The sequence below is a fragment of the Streptoverticillium olivoreticuli subsp. olivoreticuli genome (assembly GCF_003391135.1).
Classification (GTDB): Bacteria; Actinomycetota; Actinomycetes; order Streptomycetales; family Streptomycetaceae; genus Streptomyces; species Streptomyces blastmyceticus.
Genome location: NZ_CP031455.1, coordinates 100,106 through 116,905, shown reverse-complemented (window position 1 = coordinate 116,905; position 16,800 = coordinate 100,106). Strand labels below are relative to the sequence as shown.

General features: G+C 62.8%; 9 protein-coding genes and 4 pseudogenes. 3 read left to right on the top strand and 10 right to left on the bottom strand.

All coding sequences use genetic code 11. The features are described from left to right. Window positions 1-4: 4 nt before the first annotated feature. Window positions 5-1,520: pseudogene (locus tag DXZ73_RS00445) on the bottom strand (ISKra4 family transposase). Between the two features lie 909 nt (window positions 1,521-2,429). Between DXZ73_RS00445 and ltrA the strand changes: the two are divergent. Beyond that, window positions 2,430-3,746 (top strand): group II intron reverse transcriptase/maturase, encoded by a 1,317-nt coding sequence (gene ltrA / locus DXZ73_RS00440; RefSeq protein ID WP_205519306.1) that lies wholly within the window; start codon window positions 2,430-2,432, stop codon window positions 3,744-3,746. A 95-nt stretch (window positions 3,747-3,841) separates the two neighbouring features. On the opposite strand, the pseudogene DXZ73_RS00435 reads toward ltrA, so the two are convergent. Both DXZ73_RS00435 and DXZ73_RS00430 read right to left on the bottom strand, forming a co-directional pair. Further along, window positions 3,842-4,528: pseudogene (locus DXZ73_RS00435) on the bottom strand (transposase family protein); the annotation flags it as partial. Window positions 4,529-4,629: 101 nt separating this feature from the next. Then, window positions 4,630-4,905: a WhiB family transcriptional regulator gene (locus DXZ73_RS00430; protein ID WP_116209076.1), complete on the bottom strand. Its 276-nt coding sequence runs from the start codon at window positions 4,903-4,905 to the stop codon at window positions 4,630-4,632. 2,145 nt (window positions 4,906-7,050) lie between these two features. Here DXZ73_RS00430 and DXZ73_RS00420 point away from each other — a divergent pair. Both DXZ73_RS00420 and DXZ73_RS37750 read left to right on the top strand, forming a co-directional pair. Next, on the top strand, window positions 7,051-7,380 hold the full coding sequence (locus tag DXZ73_RS00420; protein ID WP_116215332.1) for a histone-like nucleoid-structuring protein Lsr2: 330 nt from the start codon (window positions 7,051-7,053) through the stop codon (window positions 7,378-7,380). Between the two features lie 389 nt (window positions 7,381-7,769). Continuing rightward, window positions 7,770-7,910 (top strand): hypothetical protein, encoded by a 141-nt coding sequence (locus tag DXZ73_RS37750; protein WP_162889908.1) that lies wholly within the window; start codon window positions 7,770-7,772, stop codon window positions 7,908-7,910. Window positions 7,911-8,563: 653 nt separating this feature from the next. Here the strand turns inward: DXZ73_RS37750 and DXZ73_RS00415 are convergent. From DXZ73_RS00415 to DXZ73_RS37745, 7 genes and pseudogenes are all read right to left on the bottom strand, one after another. Beyond that, entirely contained in the window at window positions 8,564-9,616 is a 1,053-nt protein-coding gene (locus DXZ73_RS00415; RefSeq protein WP_116209073.1) for a hypothetical protein, read from the bottom strand. Window positions 9,617-9,644: 28 nt separating this feature from the next. Beyond that, window positions 9,645-11,342: a hypothetical protein gene (locus DXZ73_RS00410; RefSeq protein WP_116209071.1), complete on the bottom strand. Its 1,698-nt coding sequence runs from the start codon at window positions 11,340-11,342 to the stop codon at window positions 9,645-9,647. Then, entirely contained in the window at window positions 11,339-13,648 is a 2,310-nt protein-coding gene (locus DXZ73_RS00405; protein ID WP_162889907.1) for a hypothetical protein, read from the bottom strand. Before DXZ73_RS00405 ends, DXZ73_RS00410 begins: the two co-directional genes overlap by 4 nt. 98 nt (window positions 13,649-13,746) lie before the next feature. Further along, window positions 13,747-14,262 (bottom strand): annotated as a pseudogene (locus tag DXZ73_RS38980) (transposase); the annotation flags it as partial. A 72-nt stretch (window positions 14,263-14,334) separates the two neighbouring features. After that, window positions 14,335-14,577 (bottom strand): annotated as a pseudogene (locus tag DXZ73_RS40230) (DDE-type integrase/transposase/recombinase); the annotation flags it as partial. A gap of 185 nt (window positions 14,578-14,762) precedes the next feature. Further along, window positions 14,763-14,939 carry a helix-turn-helix domain-containing protein gene (locus tag DXZ73_RS00395; RefSeq protein ID WP_162889906.1) on the bottom strand — a complete coding sequence of 59 codons (177 nt, stop codon included), beginning with the start codon at window positions 14,937-14,939 and terminating at the stop codon, window positions 14,763-14,765. Between the two features lie 265 nt (window positions 14,940-15,204). Continuing rightward, entirely contained in the window at window positions 15,205-16,800 is a 1,596-nt protein-coding gene (locus DXZ73_RS37745) for a hypothetical protein (RefSeq protein WP_162889905.1), read from the bottom strand.

The following is a 16,800-nucleotide window of genomic DNA, read 5'->3' as shown; positions in this document are numbered from 1 at the left end:
ACTGTCAGGCCGTGAGGGCGTATCTGCCCTGGTCACAGGCTGGGTAGAGGCGTTGATGCTCCCGGGCGAGATGATGCTTCCAGTAGGCGTCGAGGTCGCCGTTGGCCGCGACAGCACGGAGCTTGAGGACGGCTTCGGCGCCGTCGAGGCCCCAACGGGCACCGCTGATGTCGAGGCGGTCGGCGATGAGATGGCGGGCGGCTCCCTCGATGATCCCCGTGGCGATCGGCCAGCCGGCGGCGAGGGCCTGGTCGTAGTGGAGGAACTCGTTGTTGTTCCGCAGGTAGCGGACACATGCGTCCACGCCGCGGTGTTGCTCACTGCTCAGCTCGGTGTGGTCGGCCTGGTCCTGGATGGCGTCGGCGACCTCGATGGCATGACCTGCGAGAACAGCGAGGGCATGAGTGGCGACCCAGTTCTCGGTGGCTTTGTCGCCGGTGCGGTGGAAGCACCAGGACGCCGCCCAGATCTTTTCCAGGACGTGGATGATGTCGATGACGATGTGGACGTCGACATGGCGGAGGCGGGCTTCGGCCTGGACCAGATCGAGCTGGTGGCGGGCGCCGTCGACCAGGACCACCCATCTGCGACGATGGCGGGGGTCGCGGGCTTCAGCGTGATCGAAGACCTTCCGGACTACATGTTCCGCATCGTGGCGGACCGAACCGCACAGCCACTTGCCCCGGGCGATGGGGCCCGGCTGCGGGATGTAGTGGGCGGACCGTCCGCCGGGCGGGGTGATCACGTCGTGCGGGCAGCGCGGTGCGGAGTCGGCATCGTAGACCGCGCCAAGCGTGGCCATCCGCTTCCGGGCGCTCTTCTCTCCGATGGCCAGACGGGTGCGGAACGTTCGTTCCCGATGCGCGGCGGCCTGCCGGGTGGCTTCCCGCAGCGCCTCGGGCCGCATGACGATCCCTTTGCCGTCGACGGAAACCACCAACACCTTGGAAGCGGTGCACGGTTGAACGATCCGCGCATCATAGAAGGTGTCGATGTCCGGGGCGGCCTCGACGAGTAGGCGGGCGAGCTGCCGCTTGCCCAAGACCGGACCACACCGACGGCAGATCGCCTCCCCGGCGGCGTCGTAGGACACACGGATCGCGGTCTGGACCGCGAGGCGAGCCAGGCCGCGCGAGTGCCGGCCCCTCGACAGTGAGAGAGCCGCGTCCGGCCGGGTGCACGTTGGCCACCTCCAGACGCCGCCACGCGCAGCGGGACACCGTCACCGTTCCGAACACCGTGGCCAGCAGCCGCCCATGGCCCCTCTCCAGACGCGGCCGGAGCAGATCATCGGCGCCGACCACGTACGGCCGTCGCCTTTCCACGGCCTCTTGCTCGTGTTGCCCCCTCAGGTCCAGATGCTCCTGGAGCAGCTGTCGCAGCAGGTCACGGCCCCGGACTTCGAGGAGTTCCTCCAGCTCGTGATGCGCCAGCCCGCCCGCCTCCGGCGAGGCCAGATCCGTCACGAGCACCCTGAACAAATTCGGCGCCGCCTCAAAGCAGTCAGAACTCGACGGCACCGCTGACCGTCGTCAAGCAGTACATCGAGAACCAGCAACGCCCCGCCGGCTGAGGACAACACTGCGGACTCGTGCACACGGCGCGGGTCAGAACAGCCCTGAGATGGCCTTCACCCCCGCCGTAAACGGCGGAGCACTGGCCAAGATCAAAGGTAGAGAACACCAGCGCAACGACCAGGAGCCTCGCGTCGTCACACCCTCTGACCAGCCCGTTTCACCCTGCAGAGACAGGTTGAAAGAGGTTCAGTGAACCTCTTTCGTGCGCCCAGTAGAGCAGGAGGTGGCACCGTGACGTAGCGGTGTTCTTGCTGTTCGGAAGCTCGTCGTCGCCTGCCGGTGGAAGTCCGGTCCGGGTAGCTGCCAGGAGGCCCGGTAGCAGGCTGGCGGCGTCGGAGGGAAACGTCCGGCGTCGAAGCCCAGCGTCAAAGGCCCTGTAAAGGGGGAGCGACGATACGGTCCGTAGCATCACGCGAAGCCTGCGGCGTCGTTACTCAGCCACCCTTTCGGGTGGAACGAGGGAGTGCCGAGCCTCTCGAAATCGGGGCGAAGGCCATGGAAGCGGTGAAGATCCTGGACGGGCAGCCGTGAAGGACTCCCCGGCGTATGGGGCGCGGAACGTATCGAAGGTGGCGGCGGGAACTGGGGAGGCCCTCCCCGGCCCGATGACCTGCGGATATTCGTCATCGGAAGCGGCGCGTCCTATAACCGGCGATCCCGGGAAGTGGGCGCGGGCCGGGTGGGCGTCGGAGGTGGCCGTAGTACCGGTTGCAGCCGGGAGACAACACAACTCCCGGTGAGGGAAGGGCCACTGCTTCGTCGGTGCGTGTGGTGTGAAGGAGGGGCCCGGTGAGTGCCCAGGTGGCTATTCCCGCCGTCGGGGGACGTTCTCCCTCGGATACGGTCCGTGCCTTGCAGCATGCGCTTTACCGGGCGGCCAAGGCCGATCCCGGACGGCGGTTCCATGCGCTGGCAGACAAGATCCACCGCAGGGACGTTCTGCGGCGCGCGTGGGCTGCGGTGCGTGCGAACAATGGCGCACCAGGCATCGATAACACCACCCTGGCCCACGTTGAGGAGTATGGCATTGACCGTCTTCTCGGTGAGCTGGCTGGCGAGTTGCGGGCGGGCCGGTATCGGCCGCTGCCCACCCGGAGGGTGCTGATCCTCAAGCCGGGGACCGCGGGGGAGCGCAGGCCGCTTTCCATTCCTTCGGTTCGCGACCGGATCGTGCAGGCCGCGCTGAAGATCGTGCTTGAGCCGGTCTTCGAGGCGGACATGCTCGACTGCAGCTTCGGGTTCCGCCCGAAGCGGTCGGCGCACGATGCCCTGCAGGTGCTCGTAGACGAGCACGCGCGAGGGCGCCGGTGGGTGGTGGAGACGGACATCGCCGAGTGCTTCTCGGCGATTCCGCATGACGAGTTGATGCAAGCGGTTGAGGAGCGCGTGTGCGACCAGTCCGTCCTCAAGCTCCTGCGGCAGATCCTGCGGGCTGGAGTGCTGGAGGACGGGCGGGTGCGGCGGCCGGTGACAGGGACACCGCAGGGCGGCGTTGTTTCGCCCGTCTTGTGCAACATCTACCTGCACCGGCTCGACCGGGCCTGGGACGAGCACGACGGGATCCTGGTGCGTTACGCCGACGATGCCGTCGTGATGTGCTGGTCACGCAGCCAGGCCGAACGCGCACTCGCGCGGCTGACCGAGCTGCTGGCCCAACTCGGCCTGGAACCCAAGGCGTCCAAGACCCGCATCGTGCACCTGCAGACGGGCGGGGAAGGTTTTGACTTCCTCGGTTTTCACCATCGCCAGGTGTGTTCACGCGGGCTGCACGGGCGCCGGCGGTTCGAATTCCTCGCCCGCTGGCCCTCGGACAGGGCCATGCAGCACGCCCGCGACCGAATCCGGGAAATCACCGGACGGCGCTGGCTCCCGCTGCGAGTCGAAGCGATCGTGGAGGAGGCCAACATGTTCCTCCGGGGCTGGATGGCGTATTTCAAGTACGGCCATTCCGCCCGGCGCTTCAGCAAGATCGGCCGATACGCAGAGAAGCGGATCGCGCACTTCATCAGCAAGAAGCACCGGCGCAGCCGGGCCTTCGGATGGTGGGTACTCGCGGTCTCGTCCTCGAACCGGCTCGGCCTGATCAGCCCTTACGGAACCGTCGTTGCACCCAGGGCAGGCAAGCCCTGGCGGGAGAGACCGAATGCCGCCGGTGAACGGCGTCGGTGAGCCGTGTGCGGGAGAACCGCATGCACGGTTCGAAGCGGCGGGGGCTGGAAACGGAGCGGATGTACTCCGCCACCGCGCCAGCCCCCGACCCTACAACCTGAATAGTCGCTGGTCAGGAGGGTGCGGACTGCAGCGGTGATGGTTCCGGTCCGGTTTGGTGGAGTATCGGGTCCGGTGCAGGATGTGTCAGGTCTTCAGCCGGGCGTAGGCGCGTTCGCCGGGGGTTCGCAGTCTGGCGTGGCCGTGGGTGCGGGCGGTGGCGCCGGCTCTCTGGCAGGCGCGGGTCGGCCAGGACGAGGATCTGCCGGGTGAGGCACGCCTGGAGGGTTCTGTGTGCCCGGGCCGCGGTCAGGTCGTGCATCCTCCCGGCAGTGCGGGGGAGAGCTACAGAGGGGTCCCGTCCGGGCGAGTGATGGCCTGCATGTTGATGCTGTGCCGTCGGTGCTTCTGCGAGAAGTACGGCTCGTCCGCGGCGACCCGGTCGGTCGGGATCAGCGTCCCGTCAACGACGGCGAAGTCGCCCTTACCCAGGCCCACCAGGGCCGCCCGCGGGCCCGGGTACCCAGATCGCGAGGGCCTCAAGGGTATCGGCAGGCTGTGGACTCCGGGACACCGAAATCGGCACCGACCTGTGCGAACGTCTCGTTCTTCCGCATTGAAGACCGGGTGTCGAGCTCACGCTGACGGGCGTGGATCTGCTACGAGACATGCTCGACCAGCTGATAGGAGACGTCGAGCGTGGCTTGATGCGGGATCAAGCAGGGTTCCTTGGGACGAAGCATGGTGCGTAGAGAGCACCAGCGCAAACGACCAGGAGCCTCGCGTCGTCACACCACTCCTCTGGCCAGCCCGTTTCACCCCCCAGAACCAGGATGAAAGAATTTCAGCAAGGGGTGCTGTTGCTCGAAATCTTGAATCGACGTTTTCCCAAGCTGTCCCAGCCACGTTCTCGCGCAGTCGTACCTCCCCAAATTCCGTATGGCTCTGGGGCTTTCTGCGCATGTTCCAGGCATTCGTTTGTAACGGGACATGAACCGCATATCTTGAGAGCTATCTCGGTTTGCTCTCCTTCCCTTCTTCCTGCGATGAAAAACAGTTCAGGATCAACATCGCTACAGGCCGCTCTTTGGTACCAACTGGCGAGAGTGTGGAGCCCCATGAGGTAGCGGGGGAGTCGTCGTCTGGAGAGCGGGTCGATATCAGGAGAGCTAATTGGACGTGTCACGCTGGCTCAAGTTTTCAAGCGGGATGATTGTTTGATGCTGCGATCTGCTTCCTGAGCTAAATCCCCACTCTTGAAAGTTGGGGCCAGCTTGTGTTACGCCAGTCGTAGCGATCGATCTGGTGACTGTGCTGCCGAGGGCGGAGGTAAGAAGATGCCCGTGGCGTGAGTTGACGCGCTTCACGAAACCTACTTCGGTATGGGCAGATGCGTTTACCTGTCTATGATGCATCCTGCACTTGCCCTTGAGCCTCACACGATCGTATCCGTCGTTAAAAGCTTTATTCGTACACGTGCGTACAACTTTAGTTTAGGGACCGTCTGGCTGGTGAGTCTGCAGCAGCAGGTGAGGGCGCGGGCTGCGGCGTCCCGGGAGTCATGTCATGGTGCGTTTCGTCGGTCCATCGATGGCGGCTCAGCCGCTCAACAAGCTTTGTTGCCGCCTCACTCTGGTCCGGCAAGATCACGCAAACGAAATGACTTGCCAGCAGGTTCTTGTGGTGCGACACGACAGCGTATCCAGACCTTCTGTTGCGCCCGGGGTACAGTAAGACCAGGCGCTTCAGGAAGGAAATGAAGGGGTGCTCAATCGGCGACTGCTCTGTTCAGCACTGCCCCTGGAAAGCGTTGACTACTTCTGCATGGGCCTGTAAGTATTCCTGTGGACCCCATGGTAGTTGATCTAGAGGCGGGGCGACGAGCGTATTGCTGGTCATGGGTGACCGCGTCTATCCCTGGATCTACCTGTCCGGACTTCATGGGGTTTCCAAACTTCTAAGAGGATTCGGACCCAGCATGGTCCGGAGTGTCAGGAATAAGTGAAAGCGTAAGGCGCTGGCGCCTAATTCTATGAGCCGGGCTGGATCTCGAAATCGTATACCTAGGACTGAGGGGCGTGAATTCTTGCCTACCTACCCTTCGCTCACGCACGCGTTGACGGAAATTTCCGTCAATCTCGCCTGGTTCCTATCCTCTGCGGAGGAAGATCAACTCGACCCGACGGTTTCCATTAAAGAGCTGGAAGGGATGGCGTCCGTCTTGGAAAGGCTGTCCGAGTCTCAAATGGCTGATCTTTCGGATTCCCTCAGCTGGCTAATGGCCCAAGAGACCTCGGCGGTCCCGCGAAAATTCCTCTCATCGCTCTTGAGTATGTTTGGTGTCAGGGAATTCGAGAGTTGATTCGCGTATGTGACGCAGAATCACTACCTCCGAGAGGGCGCTAGCGCTCGGCTCCTGGACTGGACAGCAACTTCTGAGGATTTTTCTTTGGAGAGGCGGTCATGATGGAGCGAAGATCGGTTCGCGGAAGGCTTTTTCTCAGCTTTGATGCCGTGGCTCTGCCTTGACTCGTCTTCGAAGCGCAGCCACGTGCCCTGGTCCCTCAGTGTCTTTCCCTGCGCGGCCAGATTTCGGGTTCATCCGCGAGGCCCGCCCGATGGCTCCTTCGAGTGCAGAGACTCCGCACCGCCCTCCAGCTGGGCCGTATTGCCAGGCATGGGCCGGCTTCCGCGACACAGGCATCCGCCCGGCCGCCACTGGCAGAGAAGCCTCTACGGCAGGCAACCCGGCAGTCTCAAAACGGACTTGCTCTCTTACGGCCTGGTGCCCCGAGGGCACCCCCATTGGGATACCTCACCACACCGTCATGCATCCGCAGGCTGATCCGCCGTCACTCCGAAGGGAAAATCCCAGTTCATTGAGGGCTTCTGCAATCAGCGAAGACTGCGTTCCGTATTGGGTGCCAGTCTGGAAGTCTTTGACGGTGGTGACCGAGAGGCAATGCAGTCTGATGTGGCCAATTGACCGCAAGTCGGAGCCTTCGGGCATGTGTCAGACTGAGGGTCTTTTCGTTCTCTGGTCAGGAAGCTATCCGAACGCAGTCACCGTGCGGCGGCGGGGAAGTGTGAGGACACAAACCACGTCGGCAGGGCTGTCGCCACCGTTCATATCATCGAGACTGCCTGGCGCTTGAGGCGAGAAGGATTTAAGGAGACATGGGCCGTACAGAATCCTCTGCAGAACGGAGCTTTCTATTTTGTGGAAAATCAGGCGCCCTGGCCTCACATACTCTATAGTTTCCCCATGGCGCAGAAAATCATCACCATCTACACCGACGACCTCACGGGCCAGGAGTCCGCAGAGGCGGAAACTCACATCTTCTCCCTGGATGGTGTGGCATATGAAGTCGATCTCGGGCCAGACAGCTACGAGAGGTTGCTCGAAGCGGTGGCCCCCTTCGTGAAGGCCGGTCGCAAGCAGGGGAAGGGTAAGAAGTCGTCGGACCGGGGCGCTGGAACCCGGCCTGCTGAAGACACTGCCAAGATCCGTGCCTGGGCCAAGAAGAACGGGTACAACGTGAACGATCGTGGTCGCGTACCAGCTGGTATTCGTGAGGCTTACAGCAAGGCATAGCAACGGCTGACAGGATGAGTTGCCCGTCCCAACCTGATGTGAGGGGGACGGGCGGTTGGGCTGTGCGTAGTGGCGAAGCTCCCGGTAGATGGGTTGTCGACCAAGATCGACTGCCTGCACTGGGAGCTTCGTGTGCTTCTGATCCTCCGTCTCCGGGAGTGACGTCATGGGCTATTGAGGGTGAGTCCGGTTTCGGTGATGAAGCTGTTGAGGAGGCCGGGGCGGTGCTACATTTTCTGAGTCTGACCCGGGTCAAATCGGCGAGGGCGTCGATGCCGCAGGCGGCCATGTTGGCTAGGGCACATTTGAGGTGCGACCACACACCCTCAGCGGGGTTGAGGTCCGGTGCGTACGGGGAGGGATCCGGGAGGCCGCCAGTCAGGTGCTGTGTGCTGCTTCGAGTTGTCCTGTACCAGTACGAGGTTCCCGCCGAGCTGCTGGTGGGCCGTGTCGAGGGGGCGGGCGAAGCCGTCCTCGCGAAAGCCTCTCTTTCTGTGTTCCTGCGGCCAAGGTGGACGATCATCTGGTAGACCAGCCGCATGCGCTCGCCAGGCCTGCAGCAGACGAGACCGGCCATGCAGATCCGTCCGGAGACCCTGACACGGGTCCGGACCACGGGTGTGACGCCTCGGTGGGACCAGGCGCGTGCTTTTGTGGCCGCAGGCCTTGCATGGACTCGTCCCGAAGCACAGCCAGGCATCCCAGCCCCTCACTGTTTTTCCATGTGCGGCCACACCTCTTCAACCACACCGCCAAGGCCGCGTCGTCCCGTTCGGCGGCTCGGCGGCTCGGCGCACCGGGATCCGGGGCCGACGCCCAACTGCCGCAGGATGGCCCACGTCTGCGTGATGCCGAGGCGGAGCCACCCACTTCTCAGACAACTCCGCAGCCTTGAGGCACACGTGCCCGGCGCGCTGGCGGCCCGCTGATCAGGGGACAGGTCACCTCATCGGGATACCGCATCCCAGCCGGCATACCCGAATCCGCCACCTGCGTCACCCCGAAGAAGAATCAGAAGCACACCGGAACCGTCTACGAATCACATCTATGGCCCTGCACCAGGCGGGCCTCAGGGCTGACTTGCTGCCCACAGGGCGGCCATCACACGGTGGAACCAGGCTCAGCTGACCAGCACCGCTCCGAGATCACCAGACTTTTTCAGTTATTCTGGGGAGATGCGTTTTCAGGGTTTCGCGGCAAACGCCGGGTAGGCCGGGGCTACTTCAGCAGGTCGTCCGAAAGGATACCGTGGTCCGCCCGGCTGGTTGAATTCTGCCTTTCCTTCCCACTGTTCCTTCGTGAGCTTGACGAAATTCGTGGAGCCGGGGGCGTAGATGGTGGGGGTGGTCTTCGTGTCCACCGGGGCCCAGTATCCGATGAGTCCAAGATACCGGCCCTGGGATAACTCGTACGGATCGAATTGGTATTTCTCGTCGAACGACGTGTTGGTGGCGATATCGAGTCCGACATCATAGACCAGTTTGGCGATCTGTCTCGGAGCGGTCTTGATCCGGGTAAACCTGACCTTTATCGCCTGCCTGATGAGCTGCGGAGGAATATGCAGTACGGCATCCCATTCCGTAGCCTCGCGGGACAGTTTGACTGCGCGCGGCCCGGACAGCCGGCGGCGCTGCGGGTTTTGAAGATTTTCCTCGACGCTCACATAGTGCGGATCCGGCTTGATCACATACAGCCACCCCTCCACCCATCCGGCGGCCTTCCGATTCTCGGCCGCCGTCTGGGCCTTTTTGAGCGTCTCGAGCTCCTTCTTTTGGAGGTCTATAAGGATCTTGAGTCTCGCTGCCGGGTTCAGGCTCAGCTGTGCACGGAGCTCCGGATCGCTGGCCTGTTCGACGATTCGGCTGTAGTCACTCATGTACTTGGCCAGCTTCACGTCGATACCCCATGCCTTGGTCAGATCAGCCTTGCTGACCTTCCAGCTGATGAACATGTTCAAGGCAGTGGTTACGTCCGAAGCCGTGCTCACGAAGCCGCTTCGGCGCTGATACGCACTGAATCCGGCCACATGTCGGCACAGATCGAACCCGACCCCCCAGGCCCAGAACCCATCCTGAAACAGCTCCGTTGGCTCCCGCAGGTCGAAGCGGAACACATGAGGCGGCACCGGGCGCCGGAGGTAGGGGAACACGGGAATCTTGGGCAGATTACTCAGTACGGGATCGCCTAGCGTGGTTCCGCTTACTGTCGGTTCGTTCAGCATAACGTCGTCGAGCATGAGAAAAAGTCCAATCTGTGCCACTGTGTCATTGCTTTGTCGCGACCAGGCTGCAGGACGTCCAGGGGGAATTGAAACCCAGCACGAGATTCGAAGTGTCCTGCACACTGGTGTAGATTAATTTCGCCTCCTTGATCTCTGGCAGGATTTCCTCCGGGAACTCAGCCGGCAGTGACGCCCCGAAATATCGGACGAGCCGGGCCACCGGCAGCGGCGTGACGTTCTTCCAGCCAAGCTCGACCTCTACGTTCTTCTGGCTGAACGCAGAACTTCCAGTGAAGAGCAGGGGGAAGACATCGGGGGAGGAGAAGTCATCGATCAGCAGTCCGGCGTTCAGCCCCGTCCCTTGGGCAGTCTTCTCCGCAACGACGCCGAGTTCCAGGAACAGGTCCTGGAATTTCAGTGAGGCGTCACACATGGCGGTGAAGTCGCCAGAGGTGAAGGAGTAGATGACGCTCACCGCGTCGAGAGTGATCTGCGCGGGGACCGGGATGCCCATCCATTCGAGCACGGCAGGCACATCCACATCACTTACCGTGCCCTGGAATTCCCAACCGTCGGCCTTCACGAGCGTCACCGCGCAGCGCGCCCCGGCGATCTCCGCCCGCGCGCCTGCGGTAACCGTCAGGCCTGCGCCCTGGTCTGACGTCTCGACCGTGAGTCCGTCCAAACTCGTCTTCCCGGTGCTCAGCGATCCATCCCAACGGCACCCGAGCGTCCAGGACTTGCGGAGCAGATTCGCCTCGCCGTAGATACTGATGCCCGGCTTCTCGAGTGACAACCCGGTGCCGTTCCACTGCTGCTGTGCCGCCGCCGGCAAGGCCCCGGACATCGAGGCGTCCGGCAAATAGCCCACGAAGGACAGGTCCATCTGGGGCAAGGCCACCGAGACGTTCACCTCCGTTCCCGCAAGCGCGACGGTCGCGCTGAGGCCCGCCGACACCGCCGGGGGCGCCGGTGCAGGGGGAAACGCGACGGTGAAGCCGATCGCCACGTGCCTCAGCGCCAGTACGGAGACGTCTTTCGAGATCTCCCAGTCGGGCGTCAGCACCTGGATCTGCACGGATTCGAGACGGGAGCCGCGTGGGTCGACGACGAACCGCAGCGCCCCCAGACGCAGACCCGTCATGGGGATCTCTGAGGGGACAGTGAACGCACAGCTCTTCAGCTGGGGCAGCTTGATCAGCTCGTCCAGGGAGGAAAGCGGTGCCGTCTGGTCCGGCGGTGAGACGAGCACCAGCCTCTGCTCATCCTCCTCCTGGGACAGCAGCAGCACGAACGATGTGCCCCCGGAGACGGTGAGGGGCAGTTCGACACACGAGGTGTATGCACCGCCCAGAGGGGCGGTGATGACCGCCGTCGGCGTCGGCGGCGTGGCGCTGCCTTGCGGATACAGCGCTTTGCGCACCGCCGCCAGATCGTAGCTCCGCTCAGTGTCGCCGTAAGTCCAGCCGGGGCGGGGCAGGCGCAGCGTCAGCGAGGTGACAGGGTCCCCGGTGAAGAGAAAGTGAGCTTGGACGGGATCCTGCCCGGGAAGAGCGACGGTGCCCCGCACAGCCAATGTCTGGTCTCGGGGGGAGATCTCGACCTCGGTTGCCGTCACCGTGTCCGCGCCACTGAGGCAGTCCCACAGCTCCGCGAAGGAGGTGCCGAGCTCGTCGGCGGGAAGGCTGAGCACCTTGTCGGTGATGTGGTCCAGGATCTGCTGTCGCGTGGGCCCGGTCATGAGCTTCCTCCGTCATCTTCAGGGGGAGGGATCGTCAGCGTGGTTTCCGGTAGTTGCAGGATCACGGTGGCCAATGGCTGCGCTTTTGGGTCGACGGAGGCTACGGCTGTCCACCGGGCGGGAGTTCCGGGCTCGGTAGGCCGGTCGCTTGTGGCGGCCACCGGCAGCAGCAGCGGTGAGCCGACTGGTGCCTGCCACGGCCAGGCGCGTGCCGCGTCCCGGTCTGGTCGGCCGGAGACCACCGTCAGCGCCGCAGGTGCGGTGAACAGCCGCGGGCCCGTGGGCACCGCGCACAGGGCGGCGGCCGTCTGCGCCGCCGCCGCGTCGGTGTCCGAGGTCAGCACCAGGCGCAGACCCCCGGCGGACACCAGCACCATGGCACTGCCGCCCGCCGAATCGGTGCTGCTCGCCGACAGATTGGCGCCGAGTACCTGGAGAGCGGCGGGGCCCAGCGTAGCGAAGGGGCGGTCGGGGCAGCTGTACGCGGCGGGGAAGGGGCGTGCGTTGTGGGCCGTGAGCCACTGGGAGATGCTGTTGCCGGTCAGCGGCAGGGGTGCCTTGTCCCGTCCGGGCGCCCCCGCGTAGTGGACGGCTCCGATCTCGAGATCCCTGGTGACGGCGGGCAGCAGGTTGTAGCGCCGGGGCACGTCGCCGGTGAGCAGTACCAGGTCCAGTACGGGACGGTTTGTTGAACCCCTGGGCAGCCGGGCGAGCACCTTGGCCAACTTCTCTGCGTGCACCGCGGCATCGGCAGCCCCTACGCATCCGCCGTCGATCAGGGCCGTACGGGCACGTCCGCCGTCGGTCCCATGCACCTGCAGTAGGTGATAGTCGGCCTCGTCCGTGTCGGGGAGAAACAGCTCCAGCGAGACGGGCTGGGGTGTGGCTCTTCTGGAGGTACCAGCGGCCCCTTCCATACCTGCGGTTTCACAGTCGCTAGTTGACAGTTCCGGGCTTCTGGCCCGCATATCCATGATCCCGGTCGCCTGCGAGGACGCCCCCGTGGCCAATGATGGCGCAACTGATCGAACTGCCGAACCATCAGGTTGCGGTGCCCCTCCAGAGGAGCTGCCCCCGACGGACTTCGCGTCCCTGACCTCGGCCTGGTTCCGGACCGCCAAATCATCTGGCTCCCCGGCAACCACCTTCAATACCACGGGAAGGGCGGGAGCATCGGGCTCCAGATAGCGCGCCAGCTGCTCTGTGAGCGGTGCGCTCAGGGTCTTGCCGGTAGGGTCGGCATCGAGCGAGACCTTGACCAGGCCCCATATGTTCTTCTGGTAGCGGAGCGCTCCCTTTTCCTGCTCGGTCGCGCGGGATGCTTCGCAGTAGACGTTGTACTGGACTTCTCCGGCGAGGATGTTCCGTTTCTCGGTGTTTTTGAGATCGGAGCCACTGAGGCCCAACTCGACGGCCGTGATCGTGTCCGTCACCATCCGCGCGAGGGTCTCCGTGTACGCCTCGTCGACGTCCGTGCTCTCGGCTTGCAATCCGCAGCCGCGGCGGGATTGTGCATGGGTGAGTTCATGGGCCAGCAGATGCCGGCGTGCCTTGGGGTGCCGGTCGGCCTTCAGGGCGAGGTGGTACGTGATGGATTCCGGTGGTGCGTCTTCTTTGATTTCCTTGAAGACTGCCACACTCCGGGCCCGGCTCACAGCGGGGTTGTGCGATGTCTCGCCCGAACTGGGGTGCACGACGACTCCGGATTCCCGAAGCCTCTTCAGCAGCGTCTCACCTTCCGGCTGCTTGCCTAGCTGGCCGAACTCGCTTGACGGGAGGACACTGTCCCAGTTCAGCTCCGCAGACAGGACGGAATCGATTCTGAGCACCCGGTCGATTCCATCCTCCGCCAGGAAGTGGACGCGGTCCGCGATGCCTGGGAGCACCTCGGGCGCGGTCACCTTCAGTACCGCCGAGACCGCGAGTAAGACGCAGCGGAACCCCTCCGTCAGGAGATCCGCGTCCTCACTGCCGCCCGGCTTCCTGTAAGACGCAACCGCCGTGGCCACTGTCTCCCAGTACCACTCCGGCCGCGCCGACCCTACCCAGATCTCCTCGTGACCTTCCTCGGGTGCGTACCAGTAATTCTTCTGACACCACAGGATATTCGCGGGAAGTTTTACTTCGTTTTTCCCTTCATTGTCCTTCGATAGTGTATAGATCCGCCGCCCCTTAAAGTCCTTCGCGGACGTCCGCACATATCGCTCGTCGTTGGGGCGGGCCAGCTTTTCGCCCTTTTCGCGGCCGAGCCCCGGGACGCTGGCTATATCACTGAGGGTGAGCTGTCCCGGCTCTGGATTACCCATAACTGCTCCTGGGGAGTTATCGAGTTGCACGCATGGTCGGCGCCTTTGCGGATGAATGCCATTCAGGCGGACGCCTTACTGATTCCCAATGTTGGTTGTCAACCCTGGTTGGTGGCCCACTGTGAGCAGTTCAGCCCAGGGGGCGGAGTGGTTTCGAAAGTGTGGCCGTCGCGTATGAGGGCCCACAGGACGTTCAGGCGCCGTCGTGCGATGGCAATGACGGCTTGCTTATGGCTCTTCTTCTCGGCTCGTTTGCGGTCGTGGAAGGCTTTGGATGTGGGACAGCACCGGGCGGCGACCTGGGCGGAGATGTAGAAGACCTGCATCAGGCGGCGGCAGTAGTGCCGGGGCCTGCGCATGTTGCCGCTGATGCGCCCGGAGTCCTTGGGGACCGGGTGCCAGGCCGGCGACACCGCCAGGCGGTCGGGGCTGCCGAAGATACTCATGTCGCGGCCGGTGTGGGCGATGAACTCGGCGCCCAGGACCGGGCCGAGGCCAGGCATGCTCAGGATGGCCTCGGCGTGCGGGTGGTCGCGAAACCGGCCCTCGATCAGGGCGTCGGTCTCGGCGATCTCCTCATCGAGGGCCATCACCTCCTTCGCCAGCCTGGCCACCCCAGGACAGCGATGAGAAAGGTTCGCGGTGACGCCGTTCTCCCGGTAGGCGCGCTCGAACAGCACCTCGGCGGTGCGGGGTCTGGCGAACCGGCCGGTGAACTGTTTGCCGTTGTCGGTGAGGATCTCGGTTGGCACCCCGTAGGTACGCATCGCGCGCACGAACCCGTCGGCGACTGCCCGGCCGGACGGCACGGCCAGGACGGTGGTGATGACGACGAACCGGGAGTGATCACTGATCCCGGTGAGCATCTTGCACTCGCGGCCGTCGGCCAGGAAGATCCCGCCGGCCAGGTCCAGCTGCCACAGGTGCATCGGTGTCTCGCGCTGCCAACGTTTGCACTTGCGGTTCTGCTGCTTCTGGTGCCGGATGAGCCCGTTGCGTTCAAGATCGCGGTGCACCGTCGCCTGCGACGGCGCCGTGGCAGGGCTCGTCCGCGCGATCCTATAAGGCTATTCGCCGGGCACCCCAGCGCCTCGACCTCAGCCGGAAGCCGGTATCAGGCTCGTTCGCGGAAGCCAGGACTTTCTCCCGCAGCCCTTGAAACCCTCGGCTCGTACTTCGACGTCCACGTGCAGACCGCCTGGCGTGACACGCCGCACGAGATGGCCACCTCGCTGACCGGTGAGCCGCCGCGCAACTCAAGCACCGCCCGGTACCGCTGTTCAACCAGCAATACCGGGCCATGCTGCCCGGATGCGTCTCCCTCTTCTATAGCCGTTCATGATCCAGGATCAGCTGCGACGCCGTCAAGAATGTCCCGAGCCACCTTCAAGCCTCTCCCGGGACTCTTCTGCCAACTATCTCTTTGAGGCCCCACACGACACTGCAGGAACGGCATCTTGGCTGACATCCACACTACGCGGAATCCCGATGCTTTACAGCAGCTTCCCTAAGCCGCATGACATGCCTGTCGAGACTCTATCTTCTCGGCATTGTTTTTAAAATCCGCCCGAGCCGAGCGGAATCCAATAGGCGGATATACTTGAGAGTCGTTCCAGTGTGGTAATCTTGAATTCGTGATCCCTTTTTACAGGCAGGGTGCATGTGTCGTAGTAGTTCCAGTTGCTGGCAACCACATAGCCGGAAACCGACACCTCACCCGTAGTTATGGTCACGCCTCCAACTACTCCGCTTTTATAGTTAGCCTGAAATGTGACAATAACGAGACCGTCCGATGGGGCCGTAAAAGTTCCTCCTCCCCCGGATAGAGGCAGCTTCTGCCAACCCCCAAATATGTTGGACCTGGAGTCCACGTAGAGCTTTTTCATGCCCTTGAAGGACACGTCTCCGTTTGTCGTGAGTGACCCGCTTACGGTCAGGCTATTTGCTGCTGTCATGCTCCCGGTGGTGCTGAGGTTCTTGGTGATGCTTGCGTTGCCGTTGACCGTGAGGCCCGTTGCTGTAATGCTTCCCGTGTCGATTCCATTTGTGGTGAATGTGGCGTCTGCTTTGAAGCCTCCACCGGCAACATGGCTGATCGAATTGTAGTCCTTGTCGGTGCCCAGGTATAGCCTTTGTTTGGACCAAAGGTATCCTACTGCTGTAATGTTGGATTTACTCTCGATGTATCCCGCTGCTGTAATGTTGGATTTACTCTCGATGTATCCCGCTGCTGTAATGCTGGATTTACCTTCAATGACCCCTGTTGCCGTGACATTACTGCACTCAACATTTCCTGCTGTAAGTTTTTGTGTGATTTGCGCTGTTCCTATCGTTGCGGATTCGATGATAGGGTTGGTGACTCCTATGGTCGTGGTGAGATAGGCGGTGCGTTGGTGCGTGTCTTTCTGGTATGTGGCGTGGAGGGTAAAGGTGGTGTCGCGCTCAACGCCTCCCTCCACGACGTAGAAGCGGGTAGCGCTAGGGAGTGTCACCTCGCCTTTGAAGATGGCAGGGCTGTGTAGGGTGTAGTCGGTGTCGGGTCCGTCCCATTTGAGGGTGAATTTATCGCCTTTTCCGACTTGAGTGACTATTGTGTCGCCACTTTGGTCTCCTTTGACGATGCGGAGGTTGGCGAGGGGGACGAGGTCGGGCCGGGCCGGATATTTATCGAGTCTGTGGTATTCCGTCTCCCATGCGTAGTCAGTGTCACCTGGATTCCTTATATGGGTGCGGACTGCGATGGTGGCGGTGCCGACTTCACTGTTGACGCTGAAACCATCCAGGTGTAGGCGCAGTCCGTTCTCGGTAAAGGAATTGCTATCCGAAGATTTGAATATGATCTTTTTGTTTGCGCCGGGGAAGACGTATTCTTCCCCGGTGGGGATGCCTTCCAGGACACCGTCTTCAACCTCGCTGAAGCTCCAGGCTCTGGGACGGTCGTTGGCTGACGCCTGTATTTTTTCGCTGGTTTTAATGAGATCTTGAGCCAGAGTGCCTGCCGGGAGTATCACGATGATCTGGTCGCAGTAAACTTCGCGCTGTCCGCCGTTGGAGATGATGATGTCCAGCGCGGCGGGCTGGCTGATAGCGAGTGGGACGGGGTCGGTGAGGACTGCTGTGGTCAGGGCTTTACGGGGGGGTGCAGTAGTCAT

Bases quoted from the DNA above. Each gene is read 5' to 3' on its own strand.
- DXZ73_RS00430 (WP_116209076.1), bottom strand. From the start codon at position 4,905: ATGGGGCTCCACACTCTCGCCAGTTGGTACCAAAGAGCGGCCTGTAGC.
- DXZ73_RS00420 (WP_116215332.1), top strand. From the start codon at position 7,051: ATGGCGCAGAAAATCATCACCATCTACACCGACGACCTCACGGGCCAG.
- DXZ73_RS00415 (WP_116209073.1), bottom strand. From the start codon at position 9,616: ATGCTCGACGACGTTATGCTGAACGAACCGACAGTAAGCGGAACCACG.
- DXZ73_RS00410 (WP_116209071.1), bottom strand. From the start codon at position 11,342: ATGACCGGGCCCACGCGACAGCAGATCCTGGACCACATCACCGACAAG.
- DXZ73_RS00405 (WP_162889907.1), bottom strand. From the start codon at position 13,648: ATGGGTAATCCAGAGCCGGGACAGCTCACCCTCAGTGATATAGCCAGC.
- DXZ73_RS37745 (WP_162889905.1), bottom strand. From the start codon at position 16,800: ATGACTACTGCACCCCCCCGTAAAGCCCTGACCACAGCAGTCCTCACC.